Source organism: Streptomyces sp. NPDC002698, from assembly GCF_042888945.1.
Classification (GTDB): Bacteria; Actinomycetota; Actinomycetes; order Streptomycetales; family Streptomycetaceae; genus Streptomyces.
Genome location: NZ_JBIAQM010000002.1, coordinates 394,013 through 415,061, shown reverse-complemented (window position 1 = coordinate 415,061; position 21,049 = coordinate 394,013). Strand labels below are relative to the sequence as shown.

Genomic DNA, 21,049 nt, shown 5'->3' with positions numbered 1-21,049 from the left:
AGTACGGGCCGTCGACCGCTCAACGGACCGCGTGCGGCCTACGGTTCCCGCGACCGGCGCGGGACCGGGCCGGGGTCGCCCTTGACGGAGGCGAAGGGCGGGCGGAGCGACCCGGAGGGCACCGCCGCGCGCAGCGAGCGCAGGGCGAGCAGCATGACGCCGATGTCGTCCAGGTAGACGGGGTCGGGCAGCAGGTCGGTCGGCAGCACGAGGTAGGCGACGGCGCCCCAGAACACCCAGCGGGATCCGGTCGGCAGTCCGGCCCGCCGCAGGTCACGGCGGGCGCGTACGAGCCGGAGCAGGAGCACCAGGGCCGCCGCGAGTGCGGCGGCCGCGAGTACGGCGACGATGACGAGGACCACGGTCCACGAGGTCGAATCCATGTGTCCGTCCAGAGATGTCGTCGGGTGCGCTTTCCTCCCGTGTGCCCGCTCGCGCCCAGGCTACCGCCCCGGGCAGCGCTGTCCGGGCACGCGTTCTCTCACCGCCGGGTGTCGCGCCGGCAGATGACGAAGTCGTCGAAGACATGCCGGCCGGGACGTGAGCCGACGGACCCGACGGCCCGTCGGACGTCCATGAGCTGGTCCGTGGTCATCTGGAGCGGCGGCTCGTCGGGCTGGTAGGTGGTGCGCACGGGGTAGTCCCGTCCCGGTTCCCGGGTCATCTCGATGTGGCAGCCGAGTACGTGGGTGACGGGGCGGCGCCCGCAGAAGTCGATCAGCCGGTCGACGGTGCGGGTGAAGGCCGGCCAGTCCTCGACGTACAGGCGTCCGGGATAGACCGTGTCGCCGGTGAGCAGGATCCCGGTCCAGGGGTCGAAGTACGTCACCGCGGCCTCGTGGTGCCCGGGTGTGGCCAGGCATTCCAGCACCCGGCCGCCGAGGTCGACCCGTGCGACGGCGTCGGGATCGTCGTGGAACCCGAAGAAGTCCCAGGCACTGTCCAGGGCCGCGTCCACGACCTCGGTGCCGGGACGGCCGGTGAACTGGCCGTCCCCGGCGATGTGGTCGCCGTGCGGATGGGTGTGCAGCACCAGCAGCCCGTAGTCGTCACGGGGGTGGGCGGCCAGCCAGGAGTCCATCACCTGGTCGACGACCCGGCGCAGCGGGAAGTGGTCGGCCGAGGCCGTGGCGCCCGTGTCGATCAGGACGGCTCGCGCGGTCCCGAACAGCAGGAACATGAAGGGCGCCTCGTAGTCGATCGCCATGTTCTGGCGAAGGATCACCGTGTGCTCGTCGTAGGCGTGGACCTGGATGTCGGGGTCCGTGTTGTGCTTGGCCGAGGGTGATCCGTGGATCCACCGCACGTCGAGCGGTGCGGCCGCCGCGGAGTCGTCGCCTCCGAAGGCGTCGTCGGTCTGCTGCCCGGCACTGTCCACGCTGTCTCCCTGGGACTCGGTCCTGCCGGGCCGCGGCAGGGCCCGGGACCTCAGTTTCGCGGGTGGGCGTGGTCGACGAGCGCCTGGGACACCGCACGGATGCTCCGGGCGATGTGCTGGAGCTGCATCACCTCGGCGGCGTACATCTTGATGGAGTGCTCGATGACGCTCTCCTGGAGGCCCAGGCCGGGCAGCTCGGAACGGGCGGTCTGCAGCGCCGTACGGGCGACCCTTATCTCCTGCTGCACCTGGAGGTGCGCGTGGCGGGCGAGCAGGACGGGGTGCTTGTGCAGGACGGGGTAGCTCGCGTAGCGGCTCGGCACCAGCTCGCGCAGCCATTTCACCGCCGATCGCTCCCAGTCGAAGCTGCCGGGGGTCTTGACCTGGCACGGCCAGTCCGAGGTGATCGGTGAGTACGTCAGGGCCATGTTCATCGCTTCCGGATTACGTCGGCGGGGGACTCTGGGGGCGGCCCCGGCATAGGGGGACCGGGGCCGCCACCACGGGTCTCGCAGTCGAGACCCGCTCGAACACCCGGGACCCGGTGCGGGTAGGAGCGGACGGCCCCCGGTGCTCATGGGTCGTGACCTGGAATCCTCCGGGGCACGATCCGAAAGAAGTATTTATATATGCCGCCAGAAGCGCAAGGACATGAAAACATTCATGCGTGCTTTGTTGTGAATGATCCCGTGATGCCGTGGTGAGAGCGGGTACGGGAGGGACCGCCGCGTGAGAGACCGGAGCCCCCCTCGTGACAGCGGGGGCTTCCTCCGCCGGTACCGGGGCCTTGTCCGGCCCGGCCCCGGGGTCAGTCCCGCAGGAAGAACTGGTGCTGCTCGGCGACCTGCTCGTACTCCTCCAGGCGCGCCTGGGTGCGCTCGGGATCGGCGTCGGTCATGGCCTGGAGCAGGGCCGCCGACAGCACCACGGGCGCGGCGTAGGAGTCGAAGACGAGCCGGGAACCGGTCCCGGTGGCGAAGGTCACGTCGGCCTCGTCGGCCAGCGGGCCCAGCCCGAGGTCGGTGACCAGGGCCACCCGCAGGCCCGCGCTGCGCGCGACCCGCATGGCCGTGAGCGTCTCCTGGGCGTGGCGGGGCATCCCGAAGGCCAGGACCCACGTGCCGCCCGCCTCTCGCGACTGGAGCAGCGCGTCGTAGGCGACCGAGCCGCCGCGGGTCACCACCCGCACGTCCGGGTGGATGCGGCGGGCCGCGTAGGCGAAGTACTCGGCCAGCGAGCCGGAGATCCGCAGCCCGAGGACCGTCAGCGGCGCCGACTCCGACAGGGCCCGGCCGACGCGGATGATCTGGTCGGGGTCGGTGAAGTCCCGCCGCAGGTTCTCCAGGTTCTCGATCTCGGCGTCCACCGCGGCCTGGAGCTCGTTGCTCGTGACCTCGGCGGGGGTTCCCGGTGTGCTGCTGCCCAGGGTGCTGAGCGCGATGGCCTGGAGGCTCTCGCGCAGGGCGGGGTAACCGCTGAAGCCCACGGCCGCCGCGAAGCGGGTCACGGAGGGCTGGCTCACCCCCACCCGCTCGGCGAGGTCGGTGATCGACAGGAAAGCGGCTTCGGTGAGGTGCTCGATCAGGTACTGGGCGATGCGCCGCTGGCCCGGGGAGAGCCGGGGGCCGTCGAACAGCTCCCTGAGCTGGGACGTCGGCGCCACGCCGGCCTCGGGTGCCGTCTTTCCCGAGGTGATCGCGGATGCCTGTGCGCGTGCCTGCTGCGGCGATGGCACCGGTGCGCGTCCTCCTTCATGTCCCACGAGAACTCAACATAGCTCACGGACCTTTCTGACCTGGGCCGGTATGCGCGCAACCAATGCGTGCGTTCCCCGTTTCGCGCGGGACCGCGGGGTACTCGCACCACTGTCACGACGTGCTCGTTCGCGGGCGCGCGTGCCTGTTTCGCCGACGCGAGGGAGAGGGTTTTCATGAGCGTGCAACAACTGCCCGCGTCAACGGTTCACGTGATGCTCGGGGACTGTTCCGCGGCCGATGCCCAAAGCGTGCTCGGTGTCCTGTGCGGCCGCTTCGCCGCGGACCGGGAAGGGGCGGACCAGCCCCACGAGTCCGAGAGCGGCAGGCCGACGGTGTGGACCGTGCTGTTCGACACCGCCGGTGATCCCAGCGGCAGGGCCGGGCCTGTCGTGGAACTTTCGGGGCAGCCGATCGTGGAGGCACAGGGTGGCCCCCGGGCGACACAGCGTCTGCGGGAGGCTCTCGGTGCCGCCTTCTCCGTGCACGAGCTGGGCACGGAGGCCGGTGACCAGGAGGTTCAGATGAGGTTGCGACTGGATTCGAGTACGGCGCACGAGACGCGGTCCGTGTGAACGCCGGGTCGGTGGCCCGCGACGGAGAGATCGGCGCCCGCCGTGCGGCGACCGGCTCCGCCCGTGACGGCGCGGCCCGCGCGGGGCTGGTCGCCCGTGGGGTGATCTACGCCCTGGTCGGCCTGCTGGCCCTGCGTATCGCCTTCGGCGACAGCGGCGGGCGGCAGGCGGACCGGGGCGGTGCCCTTCAGGAGATCGCCACGAAGCCGTTCGGCGCGGCCCTGCTGTGGGCTCTCGGCGCCGGGCTCGTGGGCATGGCGCTGTGGCGGCTGTCCGAGGCGTTGTTCGGCGCCGCCGGACAGGACGGCGGCAAGGCGGGCAAGCGCCTGATGTCGGCCGGGCGGTGCGTGTTCTACGGATTCGTCGCCTACTCCGTGCTGGCCTTCGCGGCCGGCTCGCGCGGCAGCGGTTCGGGCGACCGGCAGTCCCGGGACGTCACGGCCAAGGCACTGGGCATGCCCGGTGGCCAGTGGATCGTCGGTGCCGCCGGGGCGGGTCTGGTCGTCGCCGGCGTCTGGATCGGCGCCCGGGCCGTGATGCGCAAGTACCACAAGCACCTCAAGCTCGGTGAGATGTCGCGGCGGGCCCGGGCGGCTGTCGACACGGCGGGAGTCGGCGGCGGGGCCGCGCGCGGTGTGGTGTTCGCGGCGGCGGGTGCCTTCGCCGTCCGGGCCGCCGTGGAGTACCGGCCCGACCAGGCCAAGGGGATGGACGGCACGCTGCGGTCCTTCGCCGGAACGCCGATGGGCCCGTGGCTGCTGGCCTGCGTCGCCGCCGGCCTCGTCCTGTTCGGGCTGTTCTCGTTCGCGATGGCACGGTGGCGCAGGGTGTGAGGCACCGGACGGGCCGGGTCGCGTGTCCGGCCGGCGCCGCGAGGGTGCCTCCGCCGCCGCGCGACGGAGGCACCCCGAGGTGGAACGCTCAGGGCTGCGCGGTGAGCGCGAAGCTCTGGGCGGCCGACCCGTCACAACCGCGCTGGGTGAGCTGCACGCTGTTCGCGGCGGATGCCGCCGCGCTCAGGCACTTGCCGCTGTGCCGGGCGACGAAGTGATAGCGCCCGCTGCTCTCCTTCACCGGCTGCCACTGCTGGTTCTGGCCGTTCGACCAACTCCACAGCTGCAGCGGCGCGTTGTCGGCCGTCGAACGGCCGGTGACATCGACGACCTGCTGAGGATTCATCCGCAGCGCGATCCGCGTGTAGCCGCTGTCCGTCGAACGGAACTGGAACTGCTGCGCCTGTGTGCCGTTGCAGGCGTACTGCTGGACCGCGGTCCCGTTCGCCGTGCCGGCCGAACGGGCGTCCACGCAGGTGCCGTTGCCCGAACCGGCCAGGGAGTACCAGGCGGTCTCCGAGATCGGGTCCGCCGGTGGCACCGGTGTGTCCGCCCCGCCGAGCCACTTGAGCCCGTCCAGCAGGAACCGGTTCTGGGCCGTACTGGCGAACGTCGACGACAGCGTGGTGTTCGTCGCGTAGTCCATCGCGTTGTGACCGAAGTTCGCGTACAGCATCCGGTACTTCGTGTTGGTCCACAGAACCGGGTAATAACCGCTGTACCAGGTCTGGTTCGGGTCCGTGCCCAGCGGGAAGCTGCTCGGGTCGACCGAGGCGAGGACGCGGATGTCCGGGTTCTGCCGCAGGTCGTTCGACCAGCTGTACCACTCGCTGACCGACGAGGTGAACGTGGCCGGCAGGTTCGCGGTGGAGGGGTGCGTCCGGTCCTCGGCCTTCAGGACGGCGGTCGTCGGCCCCCAGGTGTTGGACTTGAAGTTCCCGCTGCCCAGGAACTGGTCGTGGTACCAGGGCCAGCTCTGCGCGTCGGTGGTGAAGGCGGAGACATGGAAGCCCATCCAGCCGCCACCGGCGCGCATGTACTGCTCGAAACCGGTGCGTTGGGCCGCGGTCTGCGGGAGGTCGTCGAGGAACAGGACGACCTGGTACGCGTTCACGCCCCCGTTGCCGAGCAGGTCCCAGTTGTTGCTGGCCGTGTAGGTGAAGCCGTTCGCCGCGGCCTGCTTGGGGAACCAGTCGTTGGCCTCGTGGACGAAACTGATGTGGGCCGCGTCCCAGGTGCCGTTGTAGAGGGCGAGCACCTTGAACGGGGCCGCCGTGGCGCTCGCGTGCGCGGCCGGCGGAGCGGCGAGGCCGAGCAGGGTCGCCAGCAGGACGAGGACCCGCAGGACACCGCGCGCCGGTGGGGACTGGCTGATGCGCATCCGGTTCTCCTTCCCGTACGTGTCAGGGGTGGTGGTCACGGGTAGCTGACGAGGTTCGCGACGTTGGTGGAGGAGTTGGACGGGCCGCCCCGGTCGTTGACGACGTGCCGGATGGTGCCCGTGCCGCCGAGGGAGACGGTCACCATGTCCTTGAAGCGCACGCCGGCGTTGACGGGCGCCTCGATGGCGCGCTCCGCGGCGACGCCGGGGTTGACGTTGAAGTAGCAGTAGCTGCCGAAGCCGTACACCTCGTGGCTGGTCACGGAGGGCGCGACCTTGTAGGCGGCGTAGCCCTGCGTCGAACCGTTCATCCACGCCGCCTGGCTGGGCGGGTCGTAGGGCATCTCGTTCTGGTAGAAGTACGTGCGGCCGCCGTTGCCGTTCCAGACGGTCTGGTACTTCTGGTAGTGCTCGACGAACAGGCCGTACATGGTCACGTCGTCGCCGTTCACGACCAGGCCGGTGTCGGCCGTGTTGCTGGTCCAGCCGACCCCGCCGCCGTGGTCCGCGCGCCACAGCCACAGGTGGTCGCCGATGACGTCGTCGCTGTTGACGGTCAGGCTGGTGGTGGCCTTGCCGACGCCCGCGCCGCCGACGCGGAAGAACACGTCGTGCAGGGAGCTCGGGTCCGCGCTGTGGTCCGCGGAGGAGCCGCTCGGTCCCATCTCCAGCAGTTGCGCGGAGTTGGTGGTGCCCGCGTCGATCAGCAGCCCGGCGAGCCGGACGCCGTTCACGTCGGCGACCGTCATGGCGGTGATGCCGTTGTCGGGGACGAGGGTGGCCAGACCGAGGCCCAGGACCACGGTGCCGGCCCGGGTGACCCTGAGCGTCTGGTCGAGGTGGTAGACGCCCGGCGTCACCAGCAGGTTCTTGCCCTGGGCCAGCGCGTCGTTCAGCTGGGCCGCCGTCGCGCCCGGCTTCACCACGAAGAAGTCGGACAGCGGCAGGGACGAGCCCGCAGGAGTGCCCGAACTCCATGTCGTACCGGTGGAGTTGGTGCGTACGGACGGGACGAAAACCTTCCAGGCGCCCGCCGCGTCGACGTACAGGAAGGGCTTCTCGCGGGAGACCGGTGTCTGGCCCACCGTCGTGTACGGAGGGTTCGGGAAACTGTTCGCGGGGGCGTTCTTCGCGCCGACGAACACCATGTTCCAGTTGGAGCCGGTCCAGTTCGACCATTCGGTGTTGCGCGACAGCCACTGCTGCTGCGAACCGGAGTTGACCTGGCCGTCGATCTTCGTGTCGGCCATGTAGCCGCCGCTGGACCAGCCGCCGTCGTCCAGCGCCAGGTTGCCGCGCAGATGCATGCGCCGGTAGGGCGCCGCCTGCGACACCGCCCAGCGGTCCGTGCCGGACGGGGGAGTCACCGACAGGTTCTCCGCCGAACGCCAGAAGTTCTGGGTCGCGTTGCCCTGGAACCAGTCCGCCTCCGCGTGCACCGCGCCCCGGATGTTCACGTCGTCGGGGGACAGACCGAGGCCCGCGACCTGGGTGTAGAAGCCGACGTTCGCGTCGGCGCTGTAGGTGCCGGGCTTGAAGAGGAAGGCCTTGCGGGCGGTGCCGAACTGGTTGGTCTGCTGCTGGGAGAAGGCCGCGTCGAGGCTGCTCTGGATGGTCGCGGCCGGGGTCGACGGGTCGAAGACGGTGACGTTCGGGCCCAGGTCCGGTGTCCCCGGGGGCTGTTGCGTGTCCACCGCGTTGACAAGGAAGGACTGGGCCGCCGTGCCGTTGCAGGTGTACTGCTGGAGCTGCACGCTGTCGGCGGTGGAGGCACTCGGTACGTCGAGGCACTTGCCGCTGCCCCGGTTCACGAAGTGGTAGGCGCCGCCGGCCTCCGCCACGGCCTGCCACTGCTGGTTGGTGCCGCCGCCGTACGCCCACAGCTGGACGGCCGCGCCGTCCGCGGCCGAGACGTCGGTGACGTCCCAGGCCTTGGTGGCGTCGGCCCGGCTGTCGACCTGGGAGTACCCGCCCGACGTGGCGGCGAACTGCCACTGCTGGGCCTGGCTGCTGTTGCAGGCGTACTGCTGGACCGCCGTGCCGTTCGCCGTCGCGGCGGCGCGGGCGTCGACACACTTGCCGCTGCCGGCGTTGACGACGGTCGCCCAGCCCGTCGGCACCGCGGCCGCCTGCGCGAGTGCGTCGTTCCGGGCGGCGGCGCTCTGCGCGGTGGCCGTCAGGCCCGGCACCGCCGTCGCCACGAGCGCGGTCACCGTGAGCAGCCTGGCCGCTCGACGGCGCCCGGATTCTCTTCGGGACCCGGACAGGGGGAATCTGGACATGCTGGACACTCCTGGACTGGTGGGGGGTTCATGTCCGTGAACATCGAATGCATTCATGGAGTTGTGGTGATCGGTGAACCTAAAGGTCTGCACCAAAGACGTCAAGACATGAAGCAAAGAACCCTCTCAAATGGCCAGTCCTCAAACGGAGTTGAAGAGGTCTTGGCCGGAGAGCCCCTGAACTCGGCTCTGTGGCAGTCCTGTTCACCGGCGAGATGTGACGTGTTGCCGCTTCGTCGGGCGATTCACTTCTTGAAGGCTCGTCACATGGCGGAGATCCGGCGCAGGGGTGCGATCAGGTGGTGGACCACTTGAGATGGACCGCGGTCTCGTGGAATCCGAGCCCCCGGTAGAAGGCGGCCGCCCTGCGGGTCGGCACGGTCACCTCGACGTCGTTCGCCTCTCGGGCCCTCGTCTGCGCGGCCCGGATCAGCGCGGAACCTGTACCGCGGCCGCGTACGGGTGCGTCCACGGTGAGCTCCAGCAGTTCGAGGACCGTTCCCCCGGCGAAAAGGGTCGGCAGGCGCAGCGCGAGCAGATACCCCACCACGCGCGCGTCCTGCTCGGCGACCAGGAACTCGGCTCTGCCCCCTGCGGCGGCCTCGATGACTCCGGGGAACGTGACGTCGTCGAAGACCGTCCGGTCGGGCCGGTGGCTCGTCACGAACCCGCTCAGCAGACGGTAGATGTCTTCGGCGTCCGCGGCTGCGGCGTCGCGGACGGTCATGCGGGTTCGTCCTCCGGGAGTCCGGCGATCCGCGCCGTGGCGGCAGCCGGGACGGCGGCCGTCAGCTCCGCCGCCTCGATCACGATGCCGCCACCGGGCCGACCGCTGCCGCGGTGCGCCAGGCCCAGGCCGCCGACCGCCTCGTCGAACACGACCGTCGCGGTCCGGTCCGCGGACACGGGCCACACCCCGCCCGCACCGGTTCGAAGGCCGGTTACGGACGAGCCCCAGCCGCGGTGCCGCCCTGCGGCGGCGGTGCGTCAGCCCTGTGCGGTGTCGTCGCCCGCCTGCCCGGAGCCCTCGGCCGCGCCCGCCTTCTCGCGCATCTTGCGCACCAGCTCCGCCTTCTGGTCGGCCGCGACCCGGCGGTCGAGGTTGCGGTGCGGACCGTTGTTCTGCCGTTCGGCGCGGGACAGCCTCTTGCGTTTGCCGCCGCCCATGCCCACGGGGTTGTTGATGTTCTTGCTCACGGTCACGGGTTCTCCCGGTAATGAAGTGATCTACGGATTCGGCGGTGGGGACGGGCGGCGCCGTCGAAGAACGTCAGCGGGGGTCCATCACGCTCTCACTCGTAGATCGGCGTCTGGAAGAACATGGCAAAGACGTTACCCGGTTCCGTCGGCCCCGCACACCAGCCTTTCGCCGCCCCGGCGCCGGCCGGGTGTCCGGCGAGTGCCCGGGGCCGGCCGTTTCCTTCCGGGAACATGCTGGACACCCCTGAACTCGGTTCTGCTCGAGCGGCAGTTGCGGGCCGGCGTTCCCGGTGTGGGGTTCCTTACAAGGTGATGACATGGTGGCGAACCACACCCGCCTCACCCGCATCTCAGGGCACTCTGGTTCCGGGTCGGTGACTCCTGTCCTGGAGAGGCACGGAAATCCGCCGGCCACCGCGCCGACCGGCACCGCCGGTTCGTGTCCCGCGGCAAGGGAAGCGGCTGCCGCGGAACAGCGCCCCGGAGCACCTCCGGGGCGCCGTGCGTGTTCCGCGACGGGCTCAGGGTCCCGGCCGCGCCGCCCCTCGGCGGTGCGCCGGAGCCGGACGGTTGCTCCGCCCGGGGGGCCCGGCTACTTCCAACGGCCGAGCGCGGCGAGTCCGCCGTCGCCGGCCTCCGGCGGGAGTGATTGCCTCGGTGGGGGACCGCCGATCCCGGAGCCGGCCCGTCCGCGGCGGACGGGCCCGTCCACCTCCGAAGGCACCGGCGCCGTCCCGGGCGGCCACGCCCAGGACGGGACGACACCCTCCGGTCCCCGATGACCGGCAGGGAGACAGCCGTGACGGAGAACCAGATCTTCCAGGGCCTCGGCCTGATCGCCGTCCTGGCCGTCGGATCCCAGATCGTGGCGAGCCGGCTGCGGATCCCCGCCCTGATCGTCCTGCTGCCGGTCGGCTTCACGGCGGGCGCGCTGACCGACATCGTCGACCCCGACAAACTGCTCGGGGACGCCTTCTCCCCGATGGTCTCGCTCGCCGTCGCGGTGATCCTCTACGAAGCCGGGCTCGGCCTGGACATCAGCAGGCTGCACGGACACATGCACCGGGTCGTGGCACGACTGATCTGGATCGGCGTCCTGATCACCTGGGGGGCCGCCGCCGTTCTCGCGGTGCCGCTGCTGGGCATGTCGAAGAGTTCGGCGGTCATGCTCGGCGTGATCCTCGTCGTCTCTGGGCCCACCGTCGTCGGCCCGCTGCTCCACTTCGTGCGGCCGACCGAGCGGATCCAGCGCATCCTGATCTGGGAGGGGTCGCTGATCGACCCGGTCGGCGGCATCCTCGGCGCGCTCGTGTTCCACGCGGTCGTCGCCGACGACAGCAACGGTCTGCCCGGCAAGATCGGTCAGTTCGCGGCGAGTTCGGCCGTCGGACTGGCCGGAGGCGTGGTGGGCGCCGCCGTCCTGTGGCTCCTCCTCGGCCGGCTCCACCTGGGCGAGGTTCTGGGGACGACGGCGCAGCTCGCCGCCGCGGTGGGCATGGCGGCCCTCTGCGACGCGATCCGGGACGACACCGGGCTCATCGCCGCGGTCGTGATGGGGATGGCCCTCGCCAATCTGCCGGGCGTCTCCCTCCCGGCACGCCGCCCCTTTCTGGAGACCCTGGTCTCGCTGATCATCGGGCTGCTGTTCATCTCGATCTCGGCCACGGTCACCCCGGCGTCCCTGCGGGGCGTCGTCCTGCCCACGCTCGCTCTCGTCGCCGCTCTGGTCCTGGTGGTCAGACCACTGGTCGCGCTGCTGTCGACCGTGCGCACGGACCTGACCCGCGGCGAGCGGGCGTTCCTCGGCTGGATGGCACCGCGCGGAATCGTCGCCGCGTCCACCGCCTCGACCTTCTCCGCCACGCTCGTCGCCGACCACGTCGGGGGCGCCCAGAAGATCCTGCCCGCCACCTTCCTGGTGATCGTCGCCACGGTGACGCTGTACGGGCTGAGCGCGCACCCCGTGGCCCGGCGCCTCGGCGTGCTGCGCCCGGCCCGGGCCCGTCCACTGCTCGTGGGCGGCGACCCCTGGGCGATCGACCTGGGCCGCGCGCTGCGCTCCGCCGGCCTGGACGTGCTGATGTGGGCCGGACGGGAGGAGCAGCGCGACCTGATCCGGGACGCCGGACTGGGCCTGGCGCCGGGTGAGCTGCTGGCGGCGGCCACCGGCGAGGGAGCCGAGCTCGAAGGCATCACCGGCGTTCTGCTGCTCACCGAGGAGGACGACTTCAACGCGCTGGCCTCGGAGACCCTGCGCGGCGCGGTCGACGGGTTCGTGCACCGGCTGGGGCCGCCCGGCCTGAGCCATGGAGTGGTGGCCCCCTACACGACCGGGGACACCCTGTTCGGGGCCGGCCTGAGCAGACCGGAACTGGCCCGTCGCTACGAGGACGGCGCCCGGATCGTCTCCCGCCCGGCCGGGAACGGCATCCCGGACGGACACGCGCTGCTGTTCCTCGTGCGTCCCGACGGCCGGCTGGACCCGGTCACCGACACCCGTACCCCGCTGCCGGGGGCCCGGGACACCGCGATCCTGCTCGGTCCGGTCCGGACACGGGGCCCGGTGCGGGCTGGCTGACGGCGCCCGGCACGGCGTCCCGGCGCGCGAGGACCCGCTCCTTCCCTCCGACACCAACGGTCCAGCGCGGATTGCGGTCCGCCCGCCGGATGGATCTCATGGTTTCCATGCAGCGACAAGCTTCCGAGCCCGACGACCTCGTACCGCCGATGGAACGCTCGCACTGGGTGGCCTTCGCCGGGATCCTGCTGATGGTCAGCGCTCTGTTCAACCTGCTCACCGGCTTCGTGGCGGTCTTCAACCACGGCTACTACTCGAAGGTGTACTCCCAGGGCAACCGGTTGCTGATCCTCAACTACACGGCCTGGGGCTGGATCTTCGTCGCCGTCGGCATCGTTATGGCCGTGCTGAGTCTCGGTGTGCTCGTGGGATCCAGGGGAGCGCGGCTGGCGGGTATCTGCCTGGCCGTGTTCGGCCTGGTCGCGCAGATGATCTTTCTGCCGGTCTACCCGTGGTGGTCGCTGTTCACGATGCTCGTCTCCCTGCTGGTCATCTACGGCCTGCTGGCGGAGCCGAAGCATGTGCACGGGGTGCGGGTGTAGCGGGCCCGGGTCCTCGTTCAGCCGCGTTGCCGGTCGAGTGCCTCGTCGAGCGTGGTGGCGGCCATGATCAGCGACAGATGGGTGAACGCCTGCGGGAAGTTGCCCAGTTGCTCGCCGCTGGGGCCCACCTCCTCCGCGAAGAGGCCGACGTGGTTGGCGTACGTATGCATCTTCTCGAACGTGTAGCGGGCCTCGGCCAGCCTGCCGGAGCGGGCCAGCGCGTCGACGTACAGGAAGGTGCACAGACTGAAGGTGCCCTCCGAGCCGCGCAGGCCGTCCGGGGAGGCGGCGGGGTCGTAGCGGTGGACGAGGCTGTCGGAGACCAGCGTGCGGCCCATCGCGTCGAGCGTCGACAGCCAGGTCGGGTCCTTCGGGCCCAGGAAGCCGACCCGGGGGACGAGCAGGAGCGAGGCGTCCAGGACGCCGCCGTCGTAGTGCTGGACGTACGCCTTCTCCCGCTCGTTCCAGCCGCGGTCCATCACCTGCTCGAGGATCGTGTCCCGCGCCCGGGTCCACAGCGCGGTGTCCGCCGGCCGGCTCCAGTCGCGGGCCAGCCGCAGACCGCGGTTGAACGCGGCCCAGCACATCACGCGGCTGTACGTGAAGTCCTTGCGTCCGCCGCGGGTCTCCCAGATGCCCTCGTCGGGGCGGTCCCAGTTGTCGGCGAGCCAGTCCAGGGTGCGGGAGACGGCCTTCCATCCCGCGTAGTCGGCCTGGACGACGAGCTCACGCCCCTCCGAGATGCCGTAGAGGGCCTCGCCGTAGATGTCGAGCTGGAGCTGGTCGGAGGCGGCGTTGCCGACCCGTACGGGGAAGGAGCCGCGGTAGCCCTCGAAGTGCTCCAGGATCTCCTCGCCCGGCAGGGGCGTGCCGTCCACCCTGTACATGATCCGGAGCGCTTCGCCTTCCTGGCCCAGGCGTTCCACCAGCCGTTCGCGCAACCAGTGGGTGAACGCCGTCGCCTCCTCGGCGAACCCGAGGTCGATCAGGGCGCGCAGCGACAGGGATCCGTCCCGTACCCAGGTGTAGCGGTAGTCCCAGTTGCGTTCGCCGCCGATCTGTTCCGGCAGTCCCATGGTGGCCGCCGCGACCGGGGCGCCGGTGGGCGCGTAGGTGAGGAGCTTGAGGGTGATCGCGGAGCGGTGCACCATGTCGGGCCAGCGGCCCCGGTACCTGGAGTTCCGTACCCAGCCCTGCCAGAAGTCGAGGGTCCGCGCCAGGTTCTCCTCGGCCTCCGGCACGGTGGGCGGCGGCGGTGCCGTGGCGTCCGGGCCGTCCACGGTGAACACGGCCGCCGCCGTCTCACCGGCCTTCAGGGTGACCGTGCCGCGGACGTCCCGGCCGTCCCGCTCCAGGGGGAAGGTGCTCTGGAGGAACGCGCTGATCCCCGGGCCGCGGAACGCGGCGCCGTCGGGACCGAGGGTGAGTTCGTGACCGGCCCGCCCGTAGTCGAGGCGCGGACGGCACTCCAGGGCGAACTCCATCGTTCCCCGCACCGTCCGCACGGTACGGACGAGGCGGTGCCGGGCGGAAGCGGTCCCGGAGCGGTCGGGCGGCATCCAGTCGAGGACCTCGCCCACCCCGTCGGGTGACATGAACCGGGTCACGAGCACCGCCGTGTCCGGGTAGTAGAGCTGCTTCCAGGTGCCCTTCGGGCCGGAGGGCGCCAGCCGGAAGAAGCCGCCGCGGTCGTGGTCGAGCAGCGCGGCGAAGATGCTGGGGGAGTCGAAGCGCGGGGCGGCGAACCAGTCCACGACGCCCTTGGCGGAGACCAGGGCGGAGCACTGGAGATCCCCCACCAGGCCGTGGTCGGCGATGGGCGGATAGCGGTCCATGGCGATCCAATCTCGAGGATCCAGGCATCTTCACTATCCGACATGCCGCTCATGTGTGCTTGTTCGCCCTGGAGGAGGCCCGCGACACGGGCGGTGACACGACCCGTCGGGCCTGTCGGACCCGTCGGCCTGGCGTTCACCGGACGTGTCGCGCGGACGGGTGCCGGCCGGCCCGGCGCGCGATCCGCCGGCCTCGACGGCCCAGCCGTCGCGCGAGGACGCGCGGAGCGGGAACGTCCGGTCCGGTCCGGGGGAGGTGACAGACTGGCGCCATGGACGAGCGCGCATTCGACAGGTCGGGCCAGCATGCTTCCGTCATCGGTCTGGGCACCTGGCAACTGGGGGCCGACTGGGGCGAGGTGAGCGAGAAGGACGCCCTGGCCGTGCTGGAGACGGCGGCGGAGACGGGGGTGACCTTCTTCGACACCGCCGATGTGTACGGCGACGGGCGGAGCGAGGAGACCATCGCCGGCTTCCTGCGCGGCCGGCCGGACCTGCACGTCATGGTCGCCACCAAGATGGGCCGCCGTGTCGACCAGATCCCGGAGAACTACGTCCTCGACAACTTCCGTGCCTGGAACGACCGTTCCCGCCGCAACCTCGGGGTCGACCGCCTCGACCTGGTGCAGCTCCACTGCCCGCCGACATCCGTGTACTCCTCGGACGCGGTGTACGACGCCCTCGACACCATGGTCGAGGAGGAGCGGATCGCGGCGTACGGGGTGAGCGTCGAGACGTGCGACGAGGCACTGGCCGCCATCGCCCGTCCGAACGTGGCGAGCGTCCAGATCATCCTCAACGCCTTCCGCATGAAGCCCCTGCGCCAGGTCCTGCCGGCGGCCCGGGAGGCGGGCGTCGGCATCATCGCGCGGGTCCCGCTGGCCTCCGGGCTGCTCTCCGGCAAGTACACGAAGGACACGGTCTTCGCCGCCGACGACCACCGGACGTACAACCGCCACGGCGAGGCCTTCGACCAGGGCGAGACCTTCTCCGGGGTCGACTTCGCGACGGGCGTGGAGGCGGCGGCCGAGTTCTCCGCCCTCGCCCCCGAGGGGTACACGCCGGCCCAGCTGGCCCTGCGCTGGATCGTCGCCCAGCCCGGCGTCACCACCGTCATCCCGGGAGCCCGGTCGCCCGAACAGGCCCGCGCCAACGCGGAGGCCGCGAAGCTGCCGGAGCTGTCCCGGGTGACGCTGGACGCCGTCGACGAGCTCTACGAGCGGCGGATCAAGGAGCAGGTGGAGAGCCGCTGGTGACACCGGCGCGGGACCCGCGGTCGCACCGCACCGGGTTCCCCGGAGCCCCGCGCCACCGGGTCCCGCGCCGCCCGGGCCACACGGTCCCGCCATCGGTTCCCGCGTCTCAGCCCCCGGAAGGCCGCACCGCGTCGAGCGCGTCGAGCCGGCGGTCGTGCACCCGGCTGAGCACCAGTACCGAGACGGTCGCGCCGATCAGGGCGCAGAACATGTCCCACTGGGTGTCCCACACATCGCCCTGGGTCGCCAGGAAGGCGTCCGCTCCGTGCCCGCCGATCACCGCGGCCGCCCACTCGAACATCTCGAAGAGGGCGCTGAAGGCGAGACACGCGCACACGGTCAGGGGTGCCAGCCACCTGCTGCCGCGCAGCGGTGACGTCCTGCTGAGCAGCTCCCGCACCAGGACGGCCGGTACGAAGCCCTGCATGAGGTGTCCGAACCGGTCGTACGGATTGCGGTCGAGCCCGAACGCGTCGCGCGCCCAGTCGCCCAACGGCACCTGCGCGTAGGTGTAATGGCCGCCCACCGCGAGCACCAGCGCATGCGCCGCGAGGAGGCAGTACAGCAGGCTCGTCAGCGGGAACCGCCGTCGGCCGAGCACCACCAGCGGCAGCCCCACGAGCACCCACACGGTCTCCAGCAGCCAGGTCATCGGGTCGTGCGCGTGCCACGCGGAGAGCGCCATGCCCGTCACGACCACCGCCAGGAGCACGGCCGGGAGGGCCTTGCGCGGGGCGCGCTCGGGGAAGGCGGGGTGCGGACCGGGTGGCGCGACGGCTGATCCGGGCATGGCGGGCTCCTTCGTCCAGGTGGCCCCATGGTGGTGGAGGGCCGGGGAGGGTGGCATGAGTACGGGTACTCACCCGGGCCTGTGACCCGGATGCTCACCCGTGGCGATCCGGGCCTGTGACCCGGGTGCGCACGGGCGCGCCGCAGAGTCCGGTCGACCTGGTGGACCAGTACCGGGGCGAGGCCGACTGCCGTACGGAGATGCTGACATGACAGCTCGTCAGGCCGGTCGCCGCTCCGGCTGTCCACCGCGGTGACCGCCGGGAGCGGCCGGCGGCCCTCCGGGGTGACCGCGCGGCCGTGGGGGAACGCCCGTTCCCGCAGGGCCACTTGGCCCGTTCACTCCCCGCCGGCCGCCCCGCGCAGTGCCGCGATGGCCGTACCGATCGCCTGCTGGAGCTCCTCCAGGCGCTGCACCATGTCGTCCTCGTAGATGTCGTCGGCGTCGTCGAAGGTCAGCTCCTCGAACACCTTCGTGGCCTTCTGGAGGCTGCTGTAGAACTTCGTCCGGCGTTCCTGGACGCGCAGTTCGGGGTCCGCCTCCACCGTCTCGACGACGAGGTTCTTCATCGTGTCGTACGCCTCGGCGGCCCACTCGCCCGCGTCCTCGCCCTCGTCGAGCTCGTCGAGGAGGGACAGGTGCCGTTCGGCCTCGGAGCGCAGTTCCGCCGGAGCGTCCAGCGTCTGTCCGGCCGGCGTCCTGATCTGGCCCTTCTCCGCGATCTGGCGCACGTAGCCGATGCGGTCGGCCGCCCTGTTCTCGGTGGCCACCGCCTTCTTCAGCTCGTCCGTGCGGGCGATGTCGCGGGCCAACTCGGTCTGGAGCGCCGGGTCTTCCTTCACCCGGTCGAGGAGCGCGGCCCGCGCCGCCTTCGCCGTGGAGGGGTCGGCGAGGATCGCGGCCCGCAGCGCGGTCGGGTTCTCGGCCACCTCCAGGGCCTTGGTGGGACGGATGCCCTCGGCCTCGGCGGCCCCGGTGATGGCGGCGCCGCGCTCCGAGGAGGCACTGGAGCGGGCGGCGTAGTAGGCCGACCAGGCGTCCCCGTCCGGCAGTTCGACGTCCGCGCCGGGCGGCAGGGCCTCGAAATGAGGGACCAGACCGTCGTCGGCGGCCCTGTCCCAGGCCTTGTAGTAGCGCATGACCCGCTCGGGCGAGCAGCCGGCCAGCTCCGCGAACTCCTTCGCGGACACCTTCTGCGTGTCCTCGGCGGACTGCCCGCCCGGACGGACGCTGCGCGCCACCTTCAGCGCGAAGGCCCAGCCACCGTTTCGCGCGTAGGCGCCGAAGTCATGCGCGTCGCGCTCGATGAGGCCGGGAACCCCGGTCTGCGTGGCGTCGTCTTTTGACGAGGTGATGGCTGCGGTCACCGGGAACTCTCCTGGGGTGGTGGGGCGTTGATGTCACAGAGGATGAAGCTATGGCCTAAGGTCTGCGTGGAATCAAGGAGACACGCGGAGACCGTGACCACGGCGGACACTCCAGTAAATCCGAAATGTGCAAGCCAGAAACGACGCGATGTGATGACCTTCACCCCGATGTGGCAGAAAGTGATGAATTCCTTACGGCCGTGTCACGTACGGGTGTGTATTGGCCATCGCGCGACCGCGGGAGGATCTTTCGTGCGACCGTTCACTCTCAACTACGCCCGGCCCTCAGGGCAGTCGGCCGCTGTACCCCCGTACCACTTCGACGTGTCCCTGCAACTGAACGTGCTGCCCGACGGCCGTCCGGCCGTCAGTGACCGCGCGCTGCTGATGGCGACCGGCACCACGACCTCGACGGCCGGTTCTCAGACGCACTTCGACGACTGACGGATGCCGCGCGCATGACGGTTCTCATACTCACGGCCGAACAGGACGTCACCGCCGACATGGTGGTGGCCAGACTGCATGAGCGCGGTGTGCCCATGGTGCGCCTCGATCCCGCCGACGTGCCCGGCAAGGCGGTGCTGTCAGCCGACTACGCCCACGGTGACTTCGACGGCTATCTGTCGGTCAACGGCCATGTGCTCAGCATGGGAGGCCTGCGTTCCGTGTGGGTGCGCAGGCCGGGCGAGCCCGCGGCCCATGCCGCGGAACCCTCCGCATGGCTCACCGCCGAGACCAGGCAGGCCCTGTTCGGCATGCTCTACTCCGCCTCGACCCGCTGGATGAACCACCCGCGTCGTGCCGAGCAGGCCCGGCACAAGCCCTGGCAGCTCAGGGTGGCGCACAGCAGTGGGTTCGCCGTGCCGCCCACCGTCATCACGACCGCTCCCCGGGTGGCACAGCAGTTCGTGGAGGAGCACGGGGACGTGGTGGTGAAATCGGCCTCGGGGCCTCCGCCGGGTGAGCCTCCGGCGGCCCTGCCCACCACGCTGGTCGGACCCGGCACGGACTTCTCCGGCGTGGCGGCCGGTCCCGCCCTGCTCCAGCGCTACATTCCCCGACGTGCCGACATCCGGCTCACCGGCATCGGCACCCGGCTGTTCGCCGCCCGCAAGGCCGCCGAGCCCGGTCAGGTCGACGGCCGGTTCGGCGAGACGGACAACGGCTGGGAACCCACACCGGTGCCCCACCGCATCGCCCGCTCGGTCCACGACTACCTCGCCTTCACCGGACTCGCCTACGCGGCCTTCGACTTCGCCGAGGACGCGGACGGCATCTGGTGGTTCCTGGAGTGCAACCAGGGAGGCCAGTTCGGCTTCATCGAGCTGGAGACCGGACAGCCCATCGCCGACGAGGTCGCCGTGTGGCTGGCGCAGCGAAGGCCCGGCCTCCGTATTCCGGAAGGGCACTGACATGAACGCCCGGTGACGGCCCGTCACTCCTTCTGGCCCGTCACCGCGTTCCGGTCCGGAAGGAGTCGAAGAAGGCCTTCAGCGCCTGCCGGTTGGCGGCGGTGTCCCAGTCGTCCGCCGGGGTCGTCCAGCGCAGCGAGAAGCCCCGGCTTCCGCCGATGAGGAAACCGCGGCCGAGGGTGCGCACCCGTACGCCCTGGGACACGGAGTACCACTCCATGTCGGCGCCCTTCATGCCGCGATAGGTCACCGGCCGGATGGCGCCCACCCGTTCGTAGCCGGTGGACACGGCGCGCAGGGACGGCTCCAGGTCGCTCCAGACGGCGACCGGGTCCGGCCCGAGCTGGGTGCTGTAGGTGACGGCCAGGGTGCGCGGATCGCCGCTCGCCCCGAACGTCACCCGGTAGGCGAGATCGTCGGAGGACTGTGTCTCCACGGGTTTCCAGCCCGACGGCAGGGCGACGGCGAAGCCCTGGGGTGCCCGGTAGAGGGAGAAGCCGGACGGCAGTGCCGCGCCGGCGGTGGCCGAGGGGGAGGGGGACGGCTTCGCGGACGCCGTGGGCGTCTCCCGGCCGGCGGGCGCGCCGGTGCCGGTGGGGGGCGCGGACGGCGTCCGCGTGGCAGCCCGTGACGCCGCCGGGCCGGAAGCGGAGGCGCCGTTCCCGCCCGACGGTCCGTCCATCGAGGCGAACACCAGAGCGCCGGCGACGGTGACGGCGAGGGCCGCGCCCAGCAGAACCGGCCGGCCCACGGGCAGGCCCCCGCGGCCGCGTCCCGGCTGCCCCTTGCCCTCGCCCTCCGCACGCCCGTCGCGGTGGTCCCCGGCGGGATCGAGGAGATCGGGCAGCGGCTCCGGGGGCGTGACCTCCTCGAAGTTCTGCTGGAGGATGCGCGTCAGCGACTCCCGCACGACAGCCTCGGGCACCCGCTCCACGGGGTCCCAGCGCAGCAGGCCCAGGATGGCGGGAGCGAGCGGGCCCGCGCCGCGCGGGGCCCTGACCGGCAGCCGGTCCACCGCCCGGAGCGTGGCCTCCGCCTCGCCCCGGTCCCGTACGGCCGGCCGCCCCTCGACCAGCGCGTACATCATCGCGCCCAGCGCCCAGAGATCGGCCGCGGGTGCGCCGCCCTCGCCACGGGCCTGTTCGGGGGAGGCGTACGAGGGCGCGGTGACGCGGGGCGCGTCGGCGGACGCCGTCAGGCCGAACCCGGTCACGGTGACCGTGCCGTGCTCGTCGGACCACACCTGGCTCGGGCCGAGTTCGCGGTGCACGACTCCCTCGCGGTGCGCGGCGGTGAGGACGTCGAGGACGCCGAGCCCGATTCCGGCGGCCCGCACATGATCGACGGGACCGTGCAGGAGGAGTTCGGACAGCGGGGCACCCGGAGGCCGCTCCGTGACGGTCCACAGGAAGCCCGGCTCCTCGACCACGTCGAGGACCGCGGCCACCCCTCCGTGGCAGGCCGGCCCGAGGATCTTGGCCGTACGCAGGATCCGGTCGGCGGCGGGCTCCGGCGTCTCCTCGCCTTCGTGCCCGGCGGCACGCGACCGGGTCAGGACGACGGGCCGTCCGAAGGCGGTGTCCTCGCCGTGCCACAGGACCCGGCCCTCCTCGCGCAGGAAGGCGTCGAGCATCCGGTATCTCCCGGCGATCAACTCGCCCGCGGAGTCATGCGCCTTGGCCATCGTCATCCCTCGTCGTGTACCGGACATTCGCCTTTCCCAGAAGTACGCGGGATGTGACGAAGAGTGTTCAACGGGAGACGGCTGGAGATGAGTGTTTTTACCCGGACGCCCGGCCGTCGCGCGCCCGTACGAACAGTTCAGGCCCCTGTTTCCCGCCGGTTCACCGACCGGACGTTTGGCCG

At 71.3% G+C, this 21,049-nt stretch carries 20 protein-coding genes; 7 read left to right on the top strand and 13 right to left on the bottom strand.

Annotation, left to right across the window (positions count from 1 at the left end):
* Window positions 1-38 precede the first annotated feature (38 nt).
* From ACFYW9_RS04220 to ACFYW9_RS04205, 4 genes are all read right to left on the bottom strand, one after another.
* The gene (locus tag ACFYW9_RS04220) at window positions 39-383 is read right to left on the bottom strand and encodes a YkvA family protein (protein ID WP_389144475.1); all 345 of its coding nucleotides are present in this window, start codon (window positions 381-383) and stop codon (window positions 39-41) included.
* Between the two features lie 98 nt (window positions 384-481).
* Window positions 482-1,378 carry an MBL fold metallo-hydrolase gene (locus ACFYW9_RS04215; protein ID WP_389144472.1) on the bottom strand — a complete coding sequence of 299 codons (897 nt, stop codon included), beginning with the start codon at window positions 1,376-1,378 and terminating at the stop codon, window positions 482-484.
* A gap of 50 nt (window positions 1,379-1,428) precedes the next feature.
* A complete protein-coding gene (locus tag ACFYW9_RS04210; RefSeq protein ID WP_387296971.1) occupies window positions 1,429-1,812 on the bottom strand; it encodes a hypothetical protein in 384 nt (127 codons plus the stop codon).
* A gap of 374 nt (window positions 1,813-2,186) precedes the next feature.
* Window positions 2,187-3,113, bottom strand: coding sequence for a MurR/RpiR family transcriptional regulator (locus ACFYW9_RS04205; protein ID WP_351860859.1), 927 nt, complete (start codon window positions 3,111-3,113; stop codon window positions 2,187-2,189).
* Between the two features lie 195 nt (window positions 3,114-3,308).
* Between ACFYW9_RS04205 and ACFYW9_RS04200 the strand changes: the two genes are divergently transcribed.
* Both ACFYW9_RS04200 and ACFYW9_RS04195 read left to right on the top strand, forming a co-directional pair.
* Window positions 3,309-3,707: a hypothetical protein gene (locus ACFYW9_RS04200; RefSeq protein ID WP_351860857.1), complete on the top strand. Its 399-nt coding sequence runs from the start codon at window positions 3,309-3,311 to the stop codon at window positions 3,705-3,707.
* An 11-nt stretch (window positions 3,708-3,718) separates the two neighbouring features.
* Window positions 3,719-4,540, top strand: a complete 822-nt coding sequence (locus ACFYW9_RS04195; protein WP_389144467.1) for a DUF1206 domain-containing protein — start codon at window positions 3,719-3,721, stop codon at window positions 4,538-4,540.
* Between the two features lie 88 nt (window positions 4,541-4,628).
* Here ACFYW9_RS04195 and ACFYW9_RS04190 read toward each other — a convergent pair whose 3' ends face one another.
* From ACFYW9_RS04190 to ACFYW9_RS04170, 5 genes are all read right to left on the bottom strand, one after another.
* Window positions 4,629-5,921, bottom strand: coding sequence for a ThuA domain-containing protein (locus ACFYW9_RS04190; RefSeq protein WP_389144794.1), 1,293 nt, complete (start codon window positions 5,919-5,921; stop codon window positions 4,629-4,631).
* Window positions 5,922-5,956: 35 nt separating this feature from the next.
* Window positions 5,957-8,203, bottom strand: coding sequence for an RICIN domain-containing protein (locus tag ACFYW9_RS04185; RefSeq protein ID WP_389144464.1), 2,247 nt, complete (start codon window positions 8,201-8,203; stop codon window positions 5,957-5,959).
* 295 nt (window positions 8,204-8,498) lie between these two features.
* Window positions 8,499-8,930, bottom strand: a complete 432-nt coding sequence (locus ACFYW9_RS04180) for a GNAT family N-acetyltransferase (RefSeq protein ID WP_389144461.1) — start codon at window positions 8,928-8,930, stop codon at window positions 8,499-8,501.
* A complete protein-coding gene (locus tag ACFYW9_RS04175) occupies window positions 8,927-9,109 on the bottom strand; it encodes a hypothetical protein (RefSeq protein ID WP_389144458.1) in 183 nt (60 codons plus the stop codon). The genes ACFYW9_RS04180 and ACFYW9_RS04175 overlap by 4 nt, the downstream gene beginning before the upstream one ends.
* A gap of 81 nt (window positions 9,110-9,190) precedes the next feature.
* Window positions 9,191-9,406, bottom strand: coding sequence for a DUF6243 family protein (locus ACFYW9_RS04170; protein ID WP_389144455.1), 216 nt, complete (start codon window positions 9,404-9,406; stop codon window positions 9,191-9,193).
* Window positions 9,407-10,202: 796 nt separating this feature from the next.
* Here ACFYW9_RS04170 and ACFYW9_RS04165 point away from each other — a divergent pair.
* Together ACFYW9_RS04165 and ACFYW9_RS04160 are read left to right on the top strand one after the other, a co-directional pair.
* The gene (locus ACFYW9_RS04165; protein ID WP_351860842.1) at window positions 10,203-11,981 is read left to right on the top strand and encodes a cation:proton antiporter; all 1,779 of its coding nucleotides are present in this window, start codon (window positions 10,203-10,205) and stop codon (window positions 11,979-11,981) included.
* A gap of 107 nt (window positions 11,982-12,088) precedes the next feature.
* Window positions 12,089-12,523: a hypothetical protein gene (locus ACFYW9_RS04160; RefSeq protein ID WP_351860840.1), complete on the top strand. Its 435-nt coding sequence runs from the start codon at window positions 12,089-12,091 to the stop codon at window positions 12,521-12,523.
* Between the two features lie 17 nt (window positions 12,524-12,540).
* On the opposite strand, the gene ACFYW9_RS04155 is transcribed toward ACFYW9_RS04160, so the two are convergent.
* Window positions 12,541-14,358 carry a glycoside hydrolase family 15 protein gene (locus ACFYW9_RS04155; RefSeq protein WP_389144450.1) on the bottom strand — a complete coding sequence of 606 codons (1,818 nt, stop codon included), beginning with the start codon at window positions 14,356-14,358 and terminating at the stop codon, window positions 12,541-12,543.
* Window positions 14,359-14,630: 272 nt separating this feature from the next.
* On the opposite strand from ACFYW9_RS04155, the gene ACFYW9_RS04150 reads away from it, so the two are divergent.
* Window positions 14,631-15,614 carry an aldo/keto reductase gene (locus ACFYW9_RS04150; protein ID WP_389144447.1) on the top strand — a complete coding sequence of 328 codons (984 nt, stop codon included), beginning with the start codon at window positions 14,631-14,633 and terminating at the stop codon, window positions 15,612-15,614.
* 106 nt (window positions 15,615-15,720) lie between these two features.
* Here the strand turns inward: ACFYW9_RS04150 and ACFYW9_RS04145 are convergent, their stop codons facing one another.
* Both ACFYW9_RS04145 and ACFYW9_RS04140 read right to left on the bottom strand, forming a co-directional pair.
* Window positions 15,721-16,404 (bottom strand): DUF2238 domain-containing protein, encoded by a 684-nt coding sequence (locus tag ACFYW9_RS04145; RefSeq protein ID WP_389144444.1) that lies wholly within the window; start codon window positions 16,402-16,404, stop codon window positions 15,721-15,723.
* 338 nt (window positions 16,405-16,742) lie between these two features.
* Window positions 16,743-17,771, bottom strand: coding sequence for a hypothetical protein (locus ACFYW9_RS04140; protein WP_389144441.1), 1,029 nt, complete (start codon window positions 17,769-17,771; stop codon window positions 16,743-16,745).
* 252 nt (window positions 17,772-18,023) lie between these two features.
* Between ACFYW9_RS04140 and tgmA the strand changes: the two genes are divergently transcribed.
* Complete coding sequence (gene tgmA / locus ACFYW9_RS04135; protein WP_103547447.1) at window positions 18,024-18,215, top strand: putative ATP-grasp-modified RiPP; 192 nt, start codon at window positions 18,024-18,026, stop codon at window positions 18,213-18,215.
* Window positions 18,216-18,229: 14 nt separating this feature from the next.
* A complete protein-coding gene (gene tgmB / locus ACFYW9_RS04130; RefSeq protein WP_351860833.1) occupies window positions 18,230-19,183 on the top strand; it encodes an ATP-grasp ribosomal peptide maturase in 954 nt (317 codons plus the stop codon).
* A gap of 40 nt (window positions 19,184-19,223) precedes the next feature.
* On the opposite strand, the gene ACFYW9_RS04125 is transcribed toward tgmB, so the two are convergent.
* Window positions 19,224-20,867, bottom strand: a complete 1,644-nt coding sequence (locus ACFYW9_RS04125) for a serine/threonine protein kinase (protein WP_389144436.1) — start codon at window positions 20,865-20,867, stop codon at window positions 19,224-19,226.
* Window positions 20,868-21,049 lie beyond the last annotated feature (182 nt).

What these genes read in the sequence shown, in the direction of transcription:
- ACFYW9_RS04220 (WP_389144475.1), bottom strand. Translation starts at nt 383, where the DNA reads ATGGATTCGACCTCGTGGACCGTGGTCCTCGTCATCGTCGCCGTACTC.
- ACFYW9_RS04210 (WP_387296971.1), bottom strand. Translation starts at nt 1,812, where the DNA reads ATGAACATGGCCCTGACGTACTCACCGATCACCTCGGACTGGCCGTGC.
- ACFYW9_RS04200 (WP_351860857.1), top strand. Translation starts at nt 3,309, where the DNA reads ATGAGCGTGCAACAACTGCCCGCGTCAACGGTTCACGTGATGCTCGGG.
- ACFYW9_RS04190 (WP_389144794.1), bottom strand. Translation starts at nt 5,921, where the DNA reads ATGCGCATCAGCCAGTCCCCACCGGCGCGCGGTGTCCTGCGGGTCCTC.
- ACFYW9_RS04185 (WP_389144464.1), bottom strand. Translation starts at nt 8,203, where the DNA reads ATGTCCAGATTCCCCCTGTCCGGGTCCCGAAGAGAATCCGGGCGCCGT.
- ACFYW9_RS04180 (WP_389144461.1), bottom strand. Translation starts at nt 8,930, where the DNA reads ATGACCGTCCGCGACGCCGCAGCCGCGGACGCCGAAGACATCTACCGT.
- ACFYW9_RS04160 (WP_351860840.1), top strand. Translation starts at nt 12,089, where the DNA reads ATGCAGCGACAAGCTTCCGAGCCCGACGACCTCGTACCGCCGATGGAA.
- ACFYW9_RS04155 (WP_389144450.1), bottom strand. Translation starts at nt 14,358, where the DNA reads ATGGACCGCTATCCGCCCATCGCCGACCACGGCCTGGTGGGGGATCTC.
- ACFYW9_RS04150 (WP_389144447.1), top strand. Translation starts at nt 14,631, where the DNA reads ATGGACGAGCGCGCATTCGACAGGTCGGGCCAGCATGCTTCCGTCATC.
- ACFYW9_RS04145 (WP_389144444.1), bottom strand. Translation starts at nt 16,404, where the DNA reads ATGCCCGGATCAGCCGTCGCGCCACCCGGTCCGCACCCCGCCTTCCCC.
- tgmB (WP_351860833.1), top strand. Translation starts at nt 18,230, where the DNA reads ATGACGGTTCTCATACTCACGGCCGAACAGGACGTCACCGCCGACATG.
- ACFYW9_RS04125 (WP_389144436.1), bottom strand. Translation starts at nt 20,867, where the DNA reads ATGGCCAAGGCGCATGACTCCGCGGGCGAGTTGATCGCCGGGAGATAC.